19 protein-coding genes are annotated in these 18,641 nt (G+C 38.3%); 4 read left to right on the forward strand and 15 right to left on the reverse strand.

Annotated features, from left to right (window positions below; translation table 11 throughout):
- Position 1: 1 nt before the first annotated feature.
- From ACL8WY_RS01390 to ACL8WY_RS01445, 12 genes are all read right to left on the reverse strand, one after another.
- Positions 2-364, reverse strand: a complete 363-nt coding sequence (locus tag ACL8WY_RS01390) for a response regulator (protein WP_436516490.1) — start codon at positions 362-364, stop codon at positions 2-4.
- 75 nt (positions 365-439) lie between these two features.
- Entirely contained in the window at positions 440-1,036 is a 597-nt protein-coding gene (locus ACL8WY_RS01395) for a hypothetical protein (RefSeq protein WP_436516492.1), read from the reverse strand.
- 71 nt (positions 1,037-1,107) lie between these two features.
- Complete coding sequence (locus ACL8WY_RS01400) at positions 1,108-1,470, reverse strand: response regulator (protein ID WP_436516493.1); 363 nt, start codon at positions 1,468-1,470, stop codon at positions 1,108-1,110.
- Positions 1,471-1,480: 10 nt separating this feature from the next.
- The gene (locus ACL8WY_RS01405) at positions 1,481-2,263 is read right to left on the reverse strand and encodes a CheR family methyltransferase (RefSeq protein WP_436516494.1); all 783 of its coding nucleotides are present in this window, start codon (positions 2,261-2,263) and stop codon (positions 1,481-1,483) included.
- Between the two features lie 47 nt (positions 2,264-2,310).
- Positions 2,311-4,014 carry a chemotaxis protein CheA gene (locus ACL8WY_RS01410; RefSeq protein WP_436516495.1) on the reverse strand — a complete coding sequence of 568 codons (1,704 nt, stop codon included), beginning with the start codon at positions 4,012-4,014 and terminating at the stop codon, positions 2,311-2,313.
- Entirely contained in the window at positions 4,015-5,049 is a 1,035-nt protein-coding gene (gene cheB, locus ACL8WY_RS01415) for a chemotaxis-specific protein-glutamate methyltransferase CheB (RefSeq protein ID WP_436516496.1), read from the reverse strand.
- Entirely contained in the window at positions 5,046-5,825 is a 780-nt protein-coding gene (locus ACL8WY_RS01420; protein ID WP_436516497.1) for a chemotaxis protein CheW, read from the reverse strand. Before ACL8WY_RS01420 ends, cheB begins: the two co-directional genes overlap by 4 nt.
- A 7-nt stretch (positions 5,826-5,832) precedes the next feature.
- Positions 5,833-6,576, reverse strand: coding sequence for a ParA family protein (locus tag ACL8WY_RS01425; protein ID WP_436516498.1), 744 nt, complete (start codon positions 6,574-6,576; stop codon positions 5,833-5,835).
- 52 nt (positions 6,577-6,628) lie between these two features.
- Positions 6,629-9,148 carry a methyl-accepting chemotaxis protein gene (locus ACL8WY_RS01430; RefSeq protein WP_436516499.1) on the reverse strand — a complete coding sequence of 840 codons (2,520 nt, stop codon included), beginning with the start codon at positions 9,146-9,148 and terminating at the stop codon, positions 6,629-6,631.
- A gap of 35 nt (positions 9,149-9,183) precedes the next feature.
- Entirely contained in the window at positions 9,184-9,762 is a 579-nt protein-coding gene (locus ACL8WY_RS01435) for a chemotaxis protein CheW (RefSeq protein ID WP_436516500.1), read from the reverse strand.
- Between the two features lie 120 nt (positions 9,763-9,882).
- Positions 9,883-10,098: a cold-shock protein gene (locus tag ACL8WY_RS01440; protein WP_436516501.1), complete on the reverse strand. Its 216-nt coding sequence runs from the start codon at positions 10,096-10,098 to the stop codon at positions 9,883-9,885.
- Positions 10,099-10,167: 69 nt separating this feature from the next.
- The gene (locus tag ACL8WY_RS01445; RefSeq protein WP_436516502.1) at positions 10,168-11,871 is read right to left on the reverse strand and encodes a DEAD/DEAH box helicase; all 1,704 of its coding nucleotides are present in this window, start codon (positions 11,869-11,871) and stop codon (positions 10,168-10,170) included.
- Between the two features lie 140 nt (positions 11,872-12,011).
- On the opposite strand from ACL8WY_RS01445, the gene ACL8WY_RS01450 reads away from it, so the two are divergent.
- The 4 genes from ACL8WY_RS01450 (at position 12,012) to ACL8WY_RS01465 (ending at position 16,972) form a co-directional block, all read left to right on the forward strand.
- Positions 12,012-12,428, forward strand: a complete 417-nt coding sequence (locus ACL8WY_RS01450) for a DUF2061 domain-containing protein (RefSeq protein WP_436516503.1) — start codon at positions 12,012-12,014, stop codon at positions 12,426-12,428.
- Between the two features lie 95 nt (positions 12,429-12,523).
- A complete protein-coding gene (locus ACL8WY_RS01455) occupies positions 12,524-13,339 on the forward strand; it encodes a hypothetical protein (RefSeq protein WP_436516504.1) in 816 nt (271 codons plus the stop codon).
- Positions 13,340-13,406: 67 nt separating this feature from the next.
- Positions 13,407-16,592, forward strand: coding sequence for an ATP-binding cassette domain-containing protein (locus ACL8WY_RS01460; RefSeq protein ID WP_436516505.1), 3,186 nt, complete (start codon positions 13,407-13,409; stop codon positions 16,590-16,592).
- Positions 16,589-16,972 (forward strand): DoxX family protein, encoded by a 384-nt coding sequence (locus tag ACL8WY_RS01465; protein ID WP_436516506.1) that lies wholly within the window; start codon positions 16,589-16,591, stop codon positions 16,970-16,972. The genes ACL8WY_RS01460 and ACL8WY_RS01465 overlap by 4 nt, the downstream gene beginning before the upstream one ends.
- On the opposite strand, the gene ACL8WY_RS01470 is transcribed toward ACL8WY_RS01465, so the two are convergent.
- From ACL8WY_RS01470 to ACL8WY_RS01480, 3 genes are read right to left on the reverse strand one after another with little or no spacing between them, the layout of a single operon-like run.
- Entirely contained in the window at positions 16,958-17,551 is a 594-nt protein-coding gene (locus tag ACL8WY_RS01470; RefSeq protein ID WP_436516507.1) for a pseudouridine synthase, read from the reverse strand. The genes ACL8WY_RS01465 and ACL8WY_RS01470 overlap by 15 nt on opposite strands.
- Complete coding sequence (locus tag ACL8WY_RS01475; protein WP_436516508.1) at positions 17,544-17,906, reverse strand: VanZ family protein; 363 nt, start codon at positions 17,904-17,906, stop codon at positions 17,544-17,546. Before ACL8WY_RS01475 ends, ACL8WY_RS01470 begins: the two co-directional genes overlap by 8 nt.
- Complete coding sequence (locus ACL8WY_RS01480) at positions 17,906-18,637, reverse strand: MBL fold metallo-hydrolase (RefSeq protein ID WP_436516509.1); 732 nt, start codon at positions 18,635-18,637, stop codon at positions 17,906-17,908. The genes ACL8WY_RS01475 and ACL8WY_RS01480 overlap by 1 nt, the downstream gene beginning before the upstream one ends.
- Between the last annotated feature and the right edge of the window lie 4 nt (positions 18,638-18,641).

Here is an 18,641-nt window from a genome sequence, read left to right on the forward strand (position 1 = left end):
GTTATGCGAGTACTTTTTCGACGACTTTGAGTAGGTCTTCTTCCGTAAATGGTTTTACAATATACTCTGATGCACCTAACGATAATCCTTTATTAACTACCGTCTGCTGGCCTACTGCACTTACCATAATCACTTTGGAGGAAACCTCCTCGTCTTTTAACACCTTCAATATTTCAAATCCCATCATATCGGGAAGTATATTATCTAGTGTTATTAAATCTGGCTGAAGTTGCACTGCAAGATCTATGGCACTTTCACCATTTTGTGCTTCCCCAACAACTTCAAAACCTGCACCTTCCATTGCAGTTTTTATTAATGATCTCATATAGATGGAATCATCAACGATTAATACTGTTTTGCTCATTTTATTTTTTATTACAGTTTTATCACTAATTAACGATTAATCATGCTAACGCATAAATAGGGTGATAATGAGTAACTACACCAGCTTCTTAATTTTGTCAACAAATTTATTATGAAACACCCAAATAAAGTCCGGACAAATGTCTAGCTCTTTTCCATGAAAAACGGCTTTAAAATGAATAATTGATTCAAATTCACTGGATTCATTGACAATAAAATCATTTAATTCCGTTGCCTTTAATACTTTCAAAGATGGTACATTTCCATAAATTTCTACATCAAGAAAATTAGAAAACTCTGTTATGACTGCTGCGGACACCATGTTGTCTATCTCTGTCAAAAAACCCAGCTTCATAATCACACTTTCTTTCGAATCATCTTTCGCGATTTTTTCAGGAAGACAAGCTTCATAGAGTTTGGCAACTTCTTTTTCGGAGAAAATCAAATGACTTGTGCCTTTTAGTTCGCCCATCAACTCTGTTTTGATAAGGTGAACATCTTGATTGGGTCCTCCAAAACGATTTAGATCCAGATCTGCATTGACATAATCAATTTGTTCTATATTAATTGGGCTTTGGAGGATTTGTTCCATTGAGGATTTGGCCATTGACAGTCCATCAAAAATGAGCTTGGTGGCTACCTTCATTTCGCTATCATTCAAATCTGCCATCATAAGTTATTAGGTTTCGTGGGTGGTTAAAATAGTCTATTATTCTTAATCTGATTAATCTTTTAGGCGAACTATTAGGTTTCTTCATCGAGTTGCTTCAAAATGGCGATTAATTCTGAATCGTCAAATGGCTTTACCAGGTAATGCTTGGCTCCATTGTTCATTGCATCTACAATCGCTGACTGCTGACCGACAGCACTTATCATAATAACTTTGGCAGTAAGGTCATCTGTATTCAAAATTTTCAGGATGTCGAGACCGGTCATATCTGGAAGAATATTATCCAGAGTGATCACATCAGGTTTTAGCTCCATAGCTAAATCAATAGCCATTTCTCCATTCTTGGCTTCCCCTACTACCTCATATCCTTCCTCCGTAAGCAAAGCTTTGAGGCTAGATCTAATGTATGTTGAATCATCTACTATAAGTACTCGCATAGGTTTCTCTTTAGTTGGTGGAGATTTTCTTATACATACGTGTTTTTACATCATAGATTCCGAATTTATCTTTTCCATAATCCGGCATTATATCGTAATAGCCTATTATCAAATAGCCATCATCTTTTAAGCAACTGTGCAACAGGTCCAAGACTCGATGTTTAAGTGTCTCATCAAAGTAAATCATTACATTCCTGCAAAAGATGATATCAAACTTATCATCCATGGAATCCATCACCAAATTGTGCTTCTTGAAGGTAACGTTTGCTTGATATTTTGACTTAATAGTTGCATGCTTATCCTTGAAATCAAAATAATCTTCCATGACCCTATTTGGAAGAAACTTCAGGAAAGGGACCAGATATTGCTTTAGTGTTATTAAAGAGTAATCACCTTTCTTTGCTTTGTTTAAAGCTTTGGTACTTAGATCTGTGGCAACTAGTTTGGTCCTGTTGAGAAGGTTTAATGTCTCAAGTACAATATTCATTGTGTAGACTTCCTCTCCGGTTGAACATCCTGCATGCCAAATCTTCATTGATTTGTTAGGAATAGCGGGCAGCACCGTATCTCTCAGCTTTATCCACACATCCGGGTTTCTAAAAAGCTCGGTAAGATTTACTAAAAGATCATCAATTGCGTTCAAAAAAAACTCATTATCTCTAAGAACCAATGACCAAAGTTCAATAATGGACTCCATGTTGTGCTTAAGCATCAACCGGATAATCCCTCTCTTCAGAGAGGTACGTTCGTAGTTAGTGAAATCGAGTCCATAACGATTGTTTATGGCTTGCATTAGAGCAGTTAGCTCTTCGTCACTGATGGTATCGGTTGTTAGTGTGGTTATGACTCTACTTTTTTAGTGGTTGACTGAAATAACACATCCATTATTGATGCTACATCTAGAACAGGACAAACATTTCCGGAACCCAAAATGGTTGTACCTGATAATAAGCGACTATTATCTAATGGCTTTGGTAATTTCTTTTCGATAATTTCTTTCTGTCTTTGTAGCTTATCTACTACCAAACCGAGCAATCGACCTGAGTGCGTTGAGATAATTACGTTTAACTCTTTGCCTGCATCTAATGTTTTCAACTCTTCATGACCTATTGCTGCTTGCTCTACATTGTCAAGGTTTTTTATGCTGAGCAAACCTCCCAAGAAAACCAATGGAATAGATTGTTCTTGATAGTCTATCATAAGGCTATCGGCTACTTGATGAATATCATCTTTCCTTAAATAGGTAACTGAATCTATGTAAGTAAGAGGAATTGCATACTCCTGCTCTTCTACCTCAAATAATAGTGCCCCTTTTAAAGCAAGTGAAGATGGCAAGACCAAATGCACTGATGTACCTAATCCTAGTTCGGTGTCCACGAGAACCTGCCCACCAATGGACTCTACGGCTTTTTTTACTACGTCCATACCCACACCTCTACCAGAAATCTCTGTCACTTTATCTGCACTAGAAAAGCCTGGTTCAAAGATATATCTGACAATCTCTTTTTCTCCTAGCTTATCTGCTACCTCTTGTGTAACCATATTCTGACGTACGATCTTTTCTTTGATCTTTTCGATATTGATACCCTTTCCATCATCTGAAATTGTAATGACAACACTGTCTTTCTCAAGTGCTGCAGAAAGTGTTACACTGGCCGTTGGAGGTTTACCTGAGTCTTTTCGTTCTGTTGCTGTCTCTATTCCGTGACCTACCGCATTACGAACAAGGTGTACCATCGAATCGCTAATGATTTTCAGGATATTCCTATCAATTTCAACTTCGGTTCCTTTGAGTATCAGTTCTACTTCTTTTTTCTCTGTAGAGGCAGCATCACGCAACACTCTATGAAACTTATTGAATAAGAAGCCCATTTGAACCATTCGGACATTCATGATGCCGTAGTGAAGATTGGAGGAGATGCGCTTAATGCGCTCAAACTCTAGCGTGCTTTTTCCCTCAGATCCAAATAAAGAAATAAGTCTATCTCGCTCAATCACCAACTCTCCTACCATATTTAGCAGGTCATCCATCTTACGCACAGGAATTTGGACAACATCAGCAAACTTGATTCCGGCTCCCTGGTCTTGCGTTTCTTCTTCCTCCGTTTCTTCATCAGATTCAACTTCTTTTGCCTTTGCACCTCCTGCTGCGAATTCTTCTCTGGCATTTTTTAAATAAACGCTAAGCTTGGTCTTGATTCCAAGGTAACTTACTTTCTCTTCAGTAGTAATGGCATTTATTAACCCTCCTAGTTTGTCATTGGAACGAAATAAGCTATCAACTAATTCTTTATCTGGGGAAATTTCACCATTCTTGATCGCTCCAAAAACGTCTTCCATAACATGGGCCAGGTCTGCGATCTTATCGTACCCCATTCCCATTGCATTTCCTTTTAGGGTATGTACAATTCGGAAAATATTAGCAATAGCCTTCCGGCTGGATATATCTTTTTCAAGCTCTACAAATAGACGGTTAAGTTCCTCGAAATTTTCAAGTGCTTCTGTGAGGAACAGTTGGCGATATTCTTCTTCTTTGGATTTCATCTAAATGCCATTAACCAAATAGTTTCCAATTTCTTTTATGTCGAGCTCAATTTCCACTGCCCCAGCTTCCGAGGCTGCTTTGGGCATGCCATAAATAACACTACTCTCTTTGTTTTGAGCTATTGTTTTTCCGCCATTTTTATGAATGGCCTTCATTCCATTGACTCCATCCTTACCCATTCCGGTAAGAAGCACTCCTACCATTTTATCCTGGTATACCTCAGCAGCACTAAGCATCATAGCGTTGATGGATGGGTTGTTGTATTCTTTGTAAACTTCATCTGTGAAGTCTACTATGGGATTTCTCTTTTCTTTCGAAAGGATGAGGTTTGCATGACCCGGGCAAAACATGACAATACCGGGAGTTGGATGCATACCTTTCGTAGCGGAGACTACCTCCAGCTCGGTTAACGATCCTAGTCGTTGCACGAATTGCGGAATAAACACCGCAGGCATATGTTGACACACAATAATTGGAATATCAAAATCTTTTGGGAGAGAGCAAATGATACGTTCAATTGCAGTAGGACCTCCGGTGGATGCACCTATGGCCACAAGTTCATATTTGGATCTGGATCGTCGTTTTTTGGGAACGACCTTGGTTTGGGTTTTGGTATTGGATATCTGACGTGGTTTCGCTCGTGATGTGCTTTTTATTTTTTGGATCAGTTCCTTTTGAAGCTCACGCATCTTGGATTTATTGCGATCCGGTTTATTGATATAATCAACAGCACCATTTTTAAGAGCTTCAAAGACTGGTTGCAGATCGGTATTGCCTACAGAACTCAAAATGAGAATCGGTGTAGGCTGATGTTTCATGATTTCGCGAACTGCATATAATCCGTCGTACTCTGCCATATTTAGATCCAACAACACAATATCTGGTCTTAATGCTTTGACTTGATTGACTGCCTCTAATCCATTTACAGCTGTTCCTGCAACTTCAATTTGTGCATCTTCCGAAAGCAAATCCGTAATAAGAAGTCGCATAAATGCTGAATCATCTACTACCAATATTTTCAAGCTTGCACTCATTTTTTGCTATCAATCAGGTTATCAGGGACAACAATGGCTTTGTCATTTTTCAAGAGTTCGATGACGTCAAGGTAGTAGATTAGTTTGTCATCATCCTGAATTAGGCCTTTGATATAGGATACATCGAGGGATGCATTTTCGATCATATGAAGTTCACTTGATATGTTATCTCCATTTATTTTTCTAGTGGTCGGTAGTAAGCTGAGAGACAATGCTGCAGCAATTCCTTCATTTTCCAACACAAGAAGGTAATTTGCTGTGAACTCACCTTCCAATTTGAATTTCTGTGTTAGGTCAAAAACAACATAAGTTGCGCCTCTTACATTGGCAATCCCTTGAATATGTTTAGGAGTATTGGGTGTTTTGGAAAGGTTGGTGACTGGTACTACCTCCTTGACACAATCAATATCTATTGCATAATGCTCTCCGCCTATTACGATGATTACAAATTGGATAACTCTTCCACTTAGTCCGGAAACATCTTCCTTATATCGATTTCTAAGTGAGGTTTTAAGGTCGTAAAGCTCTTTGGCTATGAAAATTGGAAGTCCTGTCTCTGCCTGCTGTGTTTTCACTTCAGGCACTTTGTCAATGTGTTTCTTCTTTACCGGAACAGCTTTTTTTGGAGCTCTGGTTGCCTTTTTCGATTTAGGTTTTGCAATAAGCGCCTTCTCTGTTTTTACAGCCTTTTTCTTTGAGGATGAAGGCTTCTTTGGAGCTTTTTTTGGCTCTTCTGATATAAGTTTTCTCTTCTTTAAATTTTTGCCCAATGCCATAGATCCTTCAATTTAACTTCACTATTTCATTTGCAAAATTCATGTAATCTTTCGCACTATTTGACGAAGGTGAATACTCGATTACACTTTGTCCAAAAGAGGGCGCTTCAGATGCTTTAACATTATTTCTAATCATTGAGTCAAAAATTTTCACTTCGTAATTTTCCAAAATGTAGTCTTTAACTTCCAAGCTTAGTTTCCTCCGCTTATCAACCATTACCGGAAGTATTCCTAATATTTCCAAATCTTTGGAATAGCTGACATTTATCTTATCAATTGTCTGAATAATTTGATCCAATCCCTGCAAGCTCAAAACTTCCATGAGCATTGGTACAATCACTTTATCTGAAGCGTAAAGAGAATTAACTGCTAATATTGAAAGCGAAGGCGGGCAGTCTATAAGTATATGATCATACTTACTGGATAAGTGACTGATTTTTGAATTGAGCATGTTATGTCGGTCATCCAAATCCATAAGCGAAAGCTCAATATCTACCAATCGCATATCTGAGGGCACAATATGCATACCTTCTCTTTCCTGAATAATTTGGTCAATCTCATTTGATCCTTCAAAAACGTCTGCAATAGTTTGGCCTTCATCTAAACCCAGACTGTACCCCAGATTTCCTTGAGAGTCCATATCAATCAATAGCACTTTTTTACCAAGTTTCGCAAGTGCACTTCCCAAATTCAACGAAGTGGTTGTTTTACCTGTACCTCCTTTTTGATTTACAATTGAGATGATTGACATTTTGATCTTAAGATTCCTAACTATTTATTGGCCTTAGACTAAATATTGTTTTTTATTTATCTGAGAGCTTGAACATACTCACCTTCTCCTTCAAGTTGCGAGCAATCTCGGTTACCTCTTCAGATTTTTGAGTATAGCTTTCCATACCGGCTGATAATTCAGTAGCAGAACTTGCTACCTGCTCAGTTCCCGCAGCTGTTTCCTCTGCAATTACAACTATTCCTTCTGTAATACTTACCACATTTTTTATACTATCCATTTGATCCTTGGTAGCTTCCAGAATCTGCTTGGATATCTCCAGGTTCTGATTGGAGGACGAGGCAATTTCTCTAAAAGCATCGGAAGCATCGTCAGAGGCACTCTCTCCTCCAAGGATACTCTCATTCATGACCTCAATTACCTTGGCAGCTGCTGCTGTGTCGTTCTGCACATCGGTAATTAGCTTCTCAATCTCTCGAGCGGAAGTTCTGGAATCTTCTGCAAGTTTTCTGATTTCTTCGGCCACAACGGCAAACCCTCGACCTGCATCTCCAGCTTGTGCAGCCTCTATTGCCGCATTAAGCGCTAGTAGATTTGTTTGAGCTGCTATATCTGTAATGATACCCAATACCCTAGTGATCTCATTTGATCGTTCTGTTAAGACCTGTATGGATTGATTTGTATCATTAGCAAAAGCCTTGATGTCTTTCATACTGAAGCCAACTTTATTAACCATCTTAAGGCCTGTTTCTGAGCTCTCAGATACTTTATGTGCTGCAGCATTTATTTCTTCGGCCTGAGTACTCATAATATTAGCTGCTCGCTGAATACTTTCCACCAAATTGGATGACTCATCTACTTTGCTAACCTGTGTTTGGGCTCCGCTACTCATCTCTGCAATTGCTGAAGCAATTTCTCCGGTGTTGGTATTCATCTCTTCACTAGCAGACAGCATTTCCGTTGATGAATCACCAATGATATTCGCATTCTTGACAATCCCATCTAGCAGTTCATCCAAGTTATCTAGTGCTTTATTTAGATTTTCTGCAAGGTTTAAAATATCACCTTTAGCTTCTGCAGTATATCTTGCTGAAAGGTCGCCCTCAGCCATTTTGTTTGCTATTTGATTCAACTCAGCAAATGGTTTTGCAACAGACTCCAATAGGTTGTTTATCGAGTCACTAAGTTCTTTCCAGGCACCCATTTTTCCTTCTTGACTCATTCTTGAGTTTAAATCGCCCTCTCCTTCAGCATGAGTGACCACATCGTTGGTTTCATCAATAACAGCGCGGAGATTGTTTCGCATCATGATCAAGGAAGCTCCCAAAACATCATTTTCTCCGGCAATTTCAAAATCCGCATTGAGGTCGCCTTCTCCAATTTTTCTCGAAAACTCTGATTTACTATTGAGTTCGTCCATCAGCGTATTCACAGATTGTGCAATTTCACCAAGTTCATCCTGCGAAATTTTTGTTATTTTTTTGGATGAGTCCAATTCTCCTTTTGCCAAATCTTTCAATATGCTATTGGACAAATCAAGCGAATCGGTAATTTTATTTGCCAATTTCCAAATGGTGTAAGTCAATAAGATTAAACCAACCAAACCAAAAAGAAGCGTAAATCTGAAAGTCGAATTAAAAGCCGCTGTTATTTCTGATACCGGAACAACAATTACAGCCGACCAATAATTGCCTGATCGCCCTATTGTTATTGGGGCGAATGACACGTAAACCTCACCATCTATAGCATCATCATAAGCACGATAAGAAAATGATTCGCCTGCTTGAATTTTATCCGATACATTGTAGGGACTGCTTTTTATTACATTGATAGAATCCGCTGGCTTATTGAACATACTTGGGTTTGCATGAGCTGTAATAACTCCACCAGTAGAAATCAATAAGGCATATGCACTTTCATAAAAATCAACTTTGGCCACTCCTTGAAAATCATCTACTGACATATCGACTCCAACAACTCCAGCAAATCTTCCATCGACTTCCAAGCGAACTGTTGGAGATATACCAAGAAGTGAATCCCTCGTGTTGGATGAATAATCATAATCCAGATACCAATAGGGTTCACTCAGAAGTTCTTCTATTTCACTATCAGCCTTAAACTGCTCATATATAGAACTTGCCTTTCTTCCATCCAGTTCAGCTAGTTCCAAGGAGGACTTTACTTCGTTTCCATCCATGTAGGAATTGAATCTTTCACGTCCGTAGCTTTTATCCCAATCTGGATCAATAAATTCCAACTGCCAGCTCATCCAAGTGGCGTCATACTTAGGGTACCTTCTAAGTACTTTTTCCAAAAATGTCTTTCTGAGTTCATTGCGCTGCTCGTCAGGCAAATAGGTATATTCTTCCACTGCATCGGCCATAACCCGTGAAACAGATAGATCTTCGTCAATTATGGCTTTGATAGTGCTAGCTTTCTGACCTGCATAGGAGTCAGCAAGTTTCTCAGCCTCAGAAATCGCATTGCTACGTAGATTATAGCTAATGTATCCTAAGGTGATCACATAAATTATGACGGTCAACCCAAGGATGAACAGCATCATTTTTCTCCGGATTGTAAAATTTTTAAGCATTTTGATTGCGGTTAACTACTCTATAAATGAAGCACTTAGCTTGTTTCGGTGAACTTATCACTAGAAATCATTCCTAATATATCGAATAGGATGATCATCCGGCGATCTTTTTTAATTATTCCTTTGAGGTACTTCTGACCAATTGCAGACTTCATTCGTGAAGCCGATAGCTCTTCGATCATTTTTTCAGCAACCATCAAGGTATCTGGAACATCAGGGATGGCTATTGCCATTTGATAAACGTCATGCTCTAAAACGAGCAAGTATTTCTTTTCTAAAGAATTTTCCGATTGAATATTGAAGAATAGTCCGAGATCCAACACTCCAAAAATATTGCCTCTCACATTAGCCATTCCGATGAGATATGAAGGCATTTGTGATACAGGGGCTGTTTTAGGGAATGGGACTACTTCTTTGACAAGGTTAATAGGGATGGCATATTCTTCACCTTTTGACTTGAATATACAAAATTGTTGGTAAGAATCATTTGGCCCATCTTCTTTTTCTGCACCTGATTCCTTTCCGCCAGATACTTTAACATCCGCGCTCACCTCCTCTTTTTGAAGAGGATTTTCTTTTGCGGTTTTCTTTTGAAGGTTTTTTCCTAAGGCCATCACTCGGTAGTAACTGTAAAAATGAGTGATCTAAGAAACTAAATAAGAATGAATTTTACCTAAATCTAACTCAGCAAAATAACGAAGGCTGTATTCGTAATTTTATTTTTAGATGAAATTTCAATCTTTTTTGTCTGACTTCTTATCAGGTTTTTCCTCTGGCTTTTCATCTACAATATTTCCGAATTCATCAACATATGCAATCATGTCATTTAAGTCTCCTCCTTTTGCATTGTTTTCCTGACGCTCTTTTTTGCGCTCCTCTTTTTCCTTCTTCTTTTGTTGCTTTCGCTTTTCCTTTTGGTTCTTGATGAATTTGTTCTGTGAACTGGACATGTAATGATTTTAGTAATTTAACAAAGTAGAATTGCTTCTATCTGAGAACTCAAAGTTAGTCAAATTTCGCTATCTTCTCTTTCTACGATTTGATTTACGTCCATCCCTTCTGTCATTTGATCGACGATTATTGAATTTTTTCTTGTGATGACCTGTAGATCTTTCTCGCTCATTGGAAGGGCCACTATCCGGATGAACACGAACGGCTCTTCCTTCAAACTCTACGCCTTCAAATTTTTTACTGAAGTCTTTTTCGTACGCTTTCTCAACCTCAAAGTAAGAGCGATTGTTTAAGAGTTTTACGTTTCCAAAATGTTTCCTGTCGACTCCAGAAAGATCAGACAAGAGATGAACCATATCACCTTTAATGAAACCGTCAACAGAACCAAGGTTGATAAAGAACTTTCGATAGTTGCTGTTTTCTGAATTACGAGAAGATGCTCCAGCTAATTCATTCAAGTTTGTGTCTTCTCCCGATTCAACTGTAAGCTGATTTAACTGGAGACTTATCAGTTTCTTAAGAATCTCTTCTTTATCCAGTGAATCGAATTTGTCCTTAACCTGCTCGAGTAGTTGACTCGCTGAACTATCTATTTCGGCCGTGGCTAATTGATCAGCCCAGTTGCTAACACGTGAGGTCTGCATTTCATCTATACTTGGTACCTCTACTCGCTCGAACGTAACATTAATTTTACGCTCAAGTTCGCTGATTTTACGAGACTCTCTAGGATTTATCAATGCTAGAGATACTCCCTTGTTTCCAGCTCTACCTGTTCTTCCGCTTCGATGCGTGTAGCTTTCTAATTGATCAGGAAGCGTATGATGGATGACATAGGTAAGATCATTTACATCAATGCCTCGAGCCGCAACATCAGTGGCAACCAACAATTGCATTGATTTGGCCTTAAATCGCTTCATTACCGCATCTCTCTGGGCTTGAGAAAGATCCCCATGCAAAGCTTCAACTCCATAACCTTTTTGGCTAAGATTGTCAGCAATTTCTTGAGTCTCCCGCTTCGTGCGGCAAAACATAATCCCGCGCATTTCCGGCTCTCTATCCAAAAACCTTTTTATAGCTGGAATCTTGTTGCTAACCTTTGTAACCACATATTTGTGAGAAATGTCCTTATTACTCTTCTCAGAGGTATTTACAGATACCTCTTTCGGGTTAGACATATATTTCTTTACAATTCTTCTTATCTCAGAAGGCATGGTCGCTGAGAACAACCAGGTTACCCTTTCTTCAGGTGTATGAGACAGAATATCATCAATGGCCTCCTGAAAGCCCATATTCAACATTTCATCTGCTTCGTCCAGGATTACATATTTGACTTGATCAAGTTTAACTGCTTTTCGTTTGATTAAATCTAGTAATCGCCCCGGCGTGGCTACTACAATTTGTGTTGGTCTTTTAAGTGCTTTTATTTGATTGACTATAGCAGCACCACCATACACTACCTCAACATTAAGTCTTGACTTACTTTTTGCAAAATCTTTAAGTTGCTTAGCTGTTTGTTGTCCAAGCTCACGTGTAGGTGCCATGATCAACGCTTGCGTATGGCTACTTTCGGAGTCCAGCAAATCAACAAGTGGGAGTCCAAAAGCTGCGGTTTTACCCGTTCCAGTCTGTGCTAATCCGATAAAATCGGTCGGATTTTCTGTTAATAGTAAAGGGATTGATTGTTGTTGTACAGGAGTTGGGTCTGTAAAACCCATATTGTCCAGGACTTCAACAATAGACTGTGAAAGTCCTAGTTTTTCAAAATTGTTCAAAGAGCTCTTATTAATATGAGCGGCAAAGTTACCGCATCCATTGCGATTCTTTTATTTAATTGAGTAATTATCTCAGCTTTTGTCAACAAAACAAGGTTGGTGTATAATTTGAAGTATATTTTTGCGCACTTTGAATCATTATGCAGAGCAAAAAAAGACACATTGCAAAGACTGTTACCTGGAGAATAATTGCAACAGCGACTACCTTCATCCTAACACTCATTTTCTTCAGAGAAGATCCAGACGCGACATCAAAAGCCACATGGGTTGCAGCAATTGAGACTGTTTTGAAAATGATTATCTATTATTATCACGAACGGATTTGGTATAACTTCAAAAGTGAGATGAAAAGTAGTGTTCGTCACCTATTCAAAACGATAACCTGGAGGTTTACAGCATCCATTACTACTTTTCTAATTGCTTTTTTTATTTTCAGAGAAGATCCAAATGCAATGGAAAAAGCTTCCGGGATTGCTTTTGTAGAAATCTTTTTGAAGATGTTGTTCTATTATGTGCACGAAAGAGCATGGCATGCCTCTAAATTTGGGCTAGAATAGAGGATTTAAGTGCAATTAGGCACGATAAGTGTTTGATGAAAGTAATTAAAAGATTAATCTTGAATTTGTATTGACTGATAAAACAAACCAATCTCATGAAAAAAAATATTTTACACCTTTCAGTTTTTGTTTCCGCTTTCTTTCTAATCTCATGTAGTGGTGGAAACAAGGCTTCAGAAGAGAATACTGCTGAGAAAAAAGAAGAAATTGAAAGTTTTGTTGAAAAGGAATTTACTTATCCACTTCCAACAGCTTTTGAAGTTTCTCAAATGTTGGGAAACGCAAATACCGCCTATTCAGCCGAAATAGTTAACGACCCTTCAAAAGTGGACCAATATGTGGCGACTTGGCAGAAGGCTGCCAACTTAGGCGTTTACGGAGCAGATTTAAGTTACGCTGCTACTTTTGACAAGACACAAGAAACCATAGACTATCTTGATGTCTCAAAGAAACTTATTGATGATCTAAATATCACTTCTGCATTTAATAGCTCCATGGCTCAGCGAATTGAAAATAACATGGATAACATTGATTCTTTGATTTTTATTGTAACTGAATCCTTTTACGACACTTACAACTACCTAAATCAAAATGGAGAGGAAAAGACTTCAATTCTTGTAATCGCAGGAAGTGTAATCGAAGGACTCCATATTACTTGTGAACTTGTGAGGATGAGTGAAAATAAAGGTGAACTCATGACAGTACTGGCAAACCAAAAGTCTCAAGTGGTGAAATTGGTTGAATTGATGGAAAACCATCAAGATGATGAAAATGTAAGCAAGGTGTTGCCAAACCTTAGATTTATCAACCTTACGTACGATCAACTAGGTGAAGGCGTAGAAATGACAGATGGTCAGTTCTCCGATATTGCTAATAGTGTGAAAGAGATGAGGGATCACATCGTTGGATAATCATTGACGAAATGATATTTTTAGAGCCTCAACCAAGTTGAGGCTTTTTTGTTACCTAAAATCTCACATGACCGAATCAATAATTAATGCACTTGTTCACCTCTTCGCTATCATTGAAAGCGCTAAAGAGGATACTGGCGTAGTTGATTCTGGGGAGTTAGTCATTCGTCCATACCTCCAAAAAAATCTTAATAATGAAACACTAACAGCTGAGTACATAAAACTATTTTATGACTACCTCAACTTTTATAAAGATCAGCCGACAGCAAAAGACAGTGAGGGTATAAGTATTGATAGCACGAGCATACTTCAAATCGCCAAGATTTGTAATCAACTAAATAAAGAGCTGCTCCGTTCAGAGCGACTCATTGTTTTCATGCAACTGGTTGAACTGATCCGAGCTGACGAAAAAGTAACTGCTAAGGAAGAGGAATTTGCAGCGTTGGTAGCATTAAATTTTAACCTTGATCAGGAAGATGTTGTAAACCTCAAAAACTTTATACTTAAGCCCGACGAAAAGGAGATTAATAAAGATCGAATTCTGCTTATTGACAATAAGCAGACTGAATGGCCTGAGGAAATGGCCTGGATCATTCGCAAAAAAAAGACAACCAATCAGGAAAGACATCTGTTTGTTCAAAATCTCTTCGGTAAAATCACTGTACTTTATTTGAGAAGCGTAGAGACTTTTGTTTTTCGCTATGATGGGCCTCTCAACCTCTTCCTTGAAGGCATTAAGGTAATTCCAGCCAAGTCTTACATATTAAAGCCTGGCTCAATTATCAAGGGCCCCAATATCTCCTCAATCTATGAATCTGAAATAACTAAACAATTCATACAAGATCAAACGAGCACAAGAGTAGTATTAGCAGGTGATAATGTAGAATTCAAATTCAGAAATAGCAGCAACGGTCTCAAGCCATTTTCATTTTCTGAGGATTCAGGTAGACTGATAGGTATTATGGGTGGTTCCGGTACAGGGAAAACCACCTTAATGAATATTCTAAATGGAAAGCTAAGACTCAATGGTGGTCGGCTTCACATCAATGGATTTTCTTTGGAACAAGCATCGACTGAAGGTGTGATCGGATACGTTCCTCAAGATGATCTCCTTTTTGAAGAGCTTACTGTGTACCAAAATCTTTATTTCAATGCTAAGACTTGTTTTAGTGATTTCTCGGAAGATTTGATTGACAGAACTGTTCACAAAGTCTTAGATGACCTTGACCTGGAGGATATAAAAGACCTAAAGGTTGGGGATCCGCTGAATAAAACAATATCGGGTGGACAAAGGAAGCGGCTAAATATTGCATTGGAGCTAATGAGAGAGCCTTCTGTGCTATTCGTGGATGAGCCAACCTCAGGTCTGTCTTCTATGGATTCAGAGAAGATGATGATGCTTCTTAAAGATCTGACTAGGAAAGGCAAACTTGTAGTCGCTATTATACATCAGCCTTCATCGGAAATATTTAAACTATTTGATCGACTATGGATTCTTGACAAAGGAGGCTATCCAATCTATAATGGGAATCCAATTGACGCTGTGGTGTATTTCAAAACAATGAATACACAGGTCAATGCAGCAGAAAGCGAATGTCCTAGGTGTGGAAATGTTATTCCAGAACAAATTCTTCAAATCATTGAAGCTCGGGAAATCGACGAACGTGGAAGGTCAACCAAAAGAAGAAGGGTTAATCCATCTGTATGGTACTCAAAGTACAAGGAAAACATACTTCCAAAACTGGTAAGACTTAAATATGACTCAGTCCTCCCTCCTACCAACTTCCGAATTCCTGATAGCTGGGATCAGTTTAAGATATTCAGCCTAAGAAATTTGCTATCCAAGATATCCAACCGTCAATATGTGCTAATCAACTTTCTTGAAGCTCCTTTATTGGCATTTATCCTTGGCTACTTTTCAAAGTACTCACCGGAGAAGGTCTATGCCTTTTCAGAAAATATCAACCTTCCAGTTTACTTGTTCATGTCGATTGTAGTCTCTCTTTTTATGGGGTTAACAGTCAGTGCGCAAGAGATATATAAAGACCGTCAAATCCTTGAAAGGGAATCATTTCTTAACCTATCTAGGCTGAGTTACATTAATTCTAAGCTTGTTTATCTTTTTATATTATCAGCAATCCAAACACTTTCCTTCGTGCTTATAGGAAATTTCATCCTGGAAATTCATGGGATGACACTATACTATTGGGCGGTTCTGTTTACGGTTTCTTGTTTTGCTAATATGGTTGGACTGAATATTTCTTCAGCTCTCAATTCTGTCATTAATATTTACATCCTTATCCCTTTCATTCTAGTACCTCAACTATTACTGGGTGGAGCCATGATCAAGTTTGATGAGCTTCATCACTCACTCAATAACCAAAAAAATGTTCCAATTGTCGGTGACTTGATGGCCTCAAGATGGGCCTACGAAGCTTTGGCGGTTGCTCAATTTCGATATAATGATTACGAAAAGCACTTTTTTGAGGTAAATAAAGACATAAGTAAAAACTCTGTTTATCGATCTTTCATGGTTCCCGAACTGTTTACTATCAACCGAGAAATCGTGAGGGACAGTGCCAACTGGAGTAACAAAGAGCGATCCTTTGAGATTCTTAGAAATGAGGTTGAAGACCTTTCTGAATTGCACGGGTTGAGAGTATTCCCATATCTAGAACAGATCAGCATTGAATACTACAGCACTTCAATCGCTGCAAAGCTTGATGAGTATTTACAATATGCAAAGAACCATTTTGCTGGCGAGTATTTAAAGGCCCAAGAAAATCGTGATCAGCTTTATCAACAGCTGGTTAATGACCTAGGAAAAGATGGATTTGTCGAACTAGAGAAAAAATATCATAATGAATTTTTGGCTGATCTGCTTATGAATCGTGCTCACTTTGATATGGTATACAGAGGAGAAGATCAGTTGATTCAAAAAAAGGATCCAATTTTTATGCGACCATACTCCAATATTGGTAGAGCGCATTTCTACGCTCCAATTAAAATTATTGCGGGATGGGAAATACCGACTTTCTATTTCAATATGGCCTTTATTTGGTTCATGTCTATTGTACTTTATCTAGCTCTACTTGACAATACCCTTAAGAAAATTCTCAAGTTTTTTGAATCAAAAGAAAAAGACGAAAGTAGACCAAGTGCTTTGATTCGAATTTGGGATACGATTCTTATCATGATTGGATCACCAAGGATCTACAACCGGGCAAGAAAAATTAAAAAATCAAGTTCATGACAACACATTCGAACTTCTCATCGCTGATCTTAAGAATTGGGTTTGGCGGCATGATGCTTACACATGGCTTGGGTAAATTCAACAGGCTCATTTCGGGTGATTTGTCCTTTGCTGACCCTGTAGGTTTTGGAGAAACTCCTACGCTGATCTTGGCCGTCTTAGCTGAATTTATTGCTCCTATTCTAATAATTATTGGCTATAAAACGCGTGTCGCAACTATCCTACCTGCTTTCACCATGCTTGTAGCGGCATTTGTAGTTCACGCAAACGATCCTTGGGGGCGACAAGAATTTCCTCTCCTTTATTTCTTTGGATATGTGGGAATTTACTTATTGGGAAGTGGACAATATTCCCTCGATTGGAGATTAAAGAAGATTTAGCTTTTTATAAATAGCTTTCTCACTTATCTGAGTTATCTCTCCTGAAGAAAGAGGTTCGAGGTTTAATTCCTCTATCGCCACTCGAATCAATCTTAATGTTGGATGTCCCACCTTGGCGGTCATGCGTCTTACTTGTCGATTTTTACCTTCTGTTAACGATATCTGCAGCCAACTCCGTTCGGGATGTTTCACATAGTTTACAGGTGGGGTTCTCTCTTCAACACTTGGTGAAATCAATTCTGCTTCGGAGGGTTTAGTAGGATGAGCTTTACCATTAATATTTATGGTAACTCCTTCTCGCAGCAAATTCAATGCGGTTTCATCTGGCACTCCATCAACTTCTACCCAATAGGTTCGTTTATGTCCATGTTTCGGATTAAGCAGCTTATGATTCAAGCCTTTATCATTGGTCAAAATGAGTAATCCTTCGCTATCCAAATCTAACCTACCGACAGGGTAAACATCTTTAGGAAGATTTTTAAATACTTTGCCAAGTCCGATATTACTTCCTTCATCAGAAAACTGACTCAAGACTTTGAATGGTTTATGAATAATGTAATAGTGTTTTTTTCTAGCCACGATTAAAAAGTTTGAAAACAATAAAACCAAGCAATACACCAAGCACATTAGCAAAGACATCCATCCATCCAAAATAGCGATTGGCAAAAAAAGTGTATTGCACCAATTCCAATCCAAACCCATACCCTGCTGTTGATAAAAGTAGAATCCAGACCAATTTCGCACTCAACATCTCAGCTTTTTTAAAGGCAATCATAAAGCTCATAATCAGAACTAAGTAAGCAAAGCTGTGCTCAATCTTATCAAAATATCCTACTCCTTCAACATGTATTGGAAGCGCTAAAAACGTGGATAGAAGAAAAATACCCACGGCAACCAGAAATGCTGGAATAAACCATATTGTCTTTTTACTCATCAAAAGCTTAGTCTTTGTCCATCATACATTCGATTTAATTTGAAATCATTGGCATCAAATACTTCATCAGCCATATGGTTTAGCCATAAAGATTTTGTTTCAAAAAGTAAATGCTTCTCCATAAGTTCATCATAACTCAGGTGACCAAAATTCACCTCCTTCTGAAAATTACACTCACATATAAAGAGATCTGTTTCTCTGGACAAAGGGATCAGGTTGTCTGTCCACGAGGTATCACCGGAAAAGGCAATACTTTTCCCCTTCCATTCTAGCCGGATAGCATGAGGAAATGATGGAGCGCTATGCTCTGCCTTCCAGGCTTTTATAGTTTTATCACCAACGCAAAGTGACTCTTCTGTTTGATATTCCATAAACTTCAGATCAATATTATGGAGCTCTTCAGTGGTACCTGCATACATTGCTTCCTGCAAATCCATCACTCTTTTTTCAACATCTTTTGGACCAATAATAGTCAATGGGTTTTTGCGTAGTTTTTCAAATAAACTGCTTATTAGAATAAAGGGAATTCCTCCAAAATGATCTCCATGGAAATGCGAAATAACAATAGTGGAAATATCTTCAAGTGCAATTTTTTCATGTTTCAATCTGATCAAGGTAGAAGCTCCACAATCAATCAAAACATGTTCATCTCCTTCGGTTATCAAAAAGGAAGTATTATTTCGTCCACCATTTCCAAAGGCATCTCCACAACCTAGTACAGTTAATTCCATTGGC

This window comes from Ekhidna algicida (genome assembly GCF_051379705.1).
Lineage (GTDB): Bacteria > Bacteroidota > Bacteroidia > Cytophagales > Cyclobacteriaceae > Ekhidna.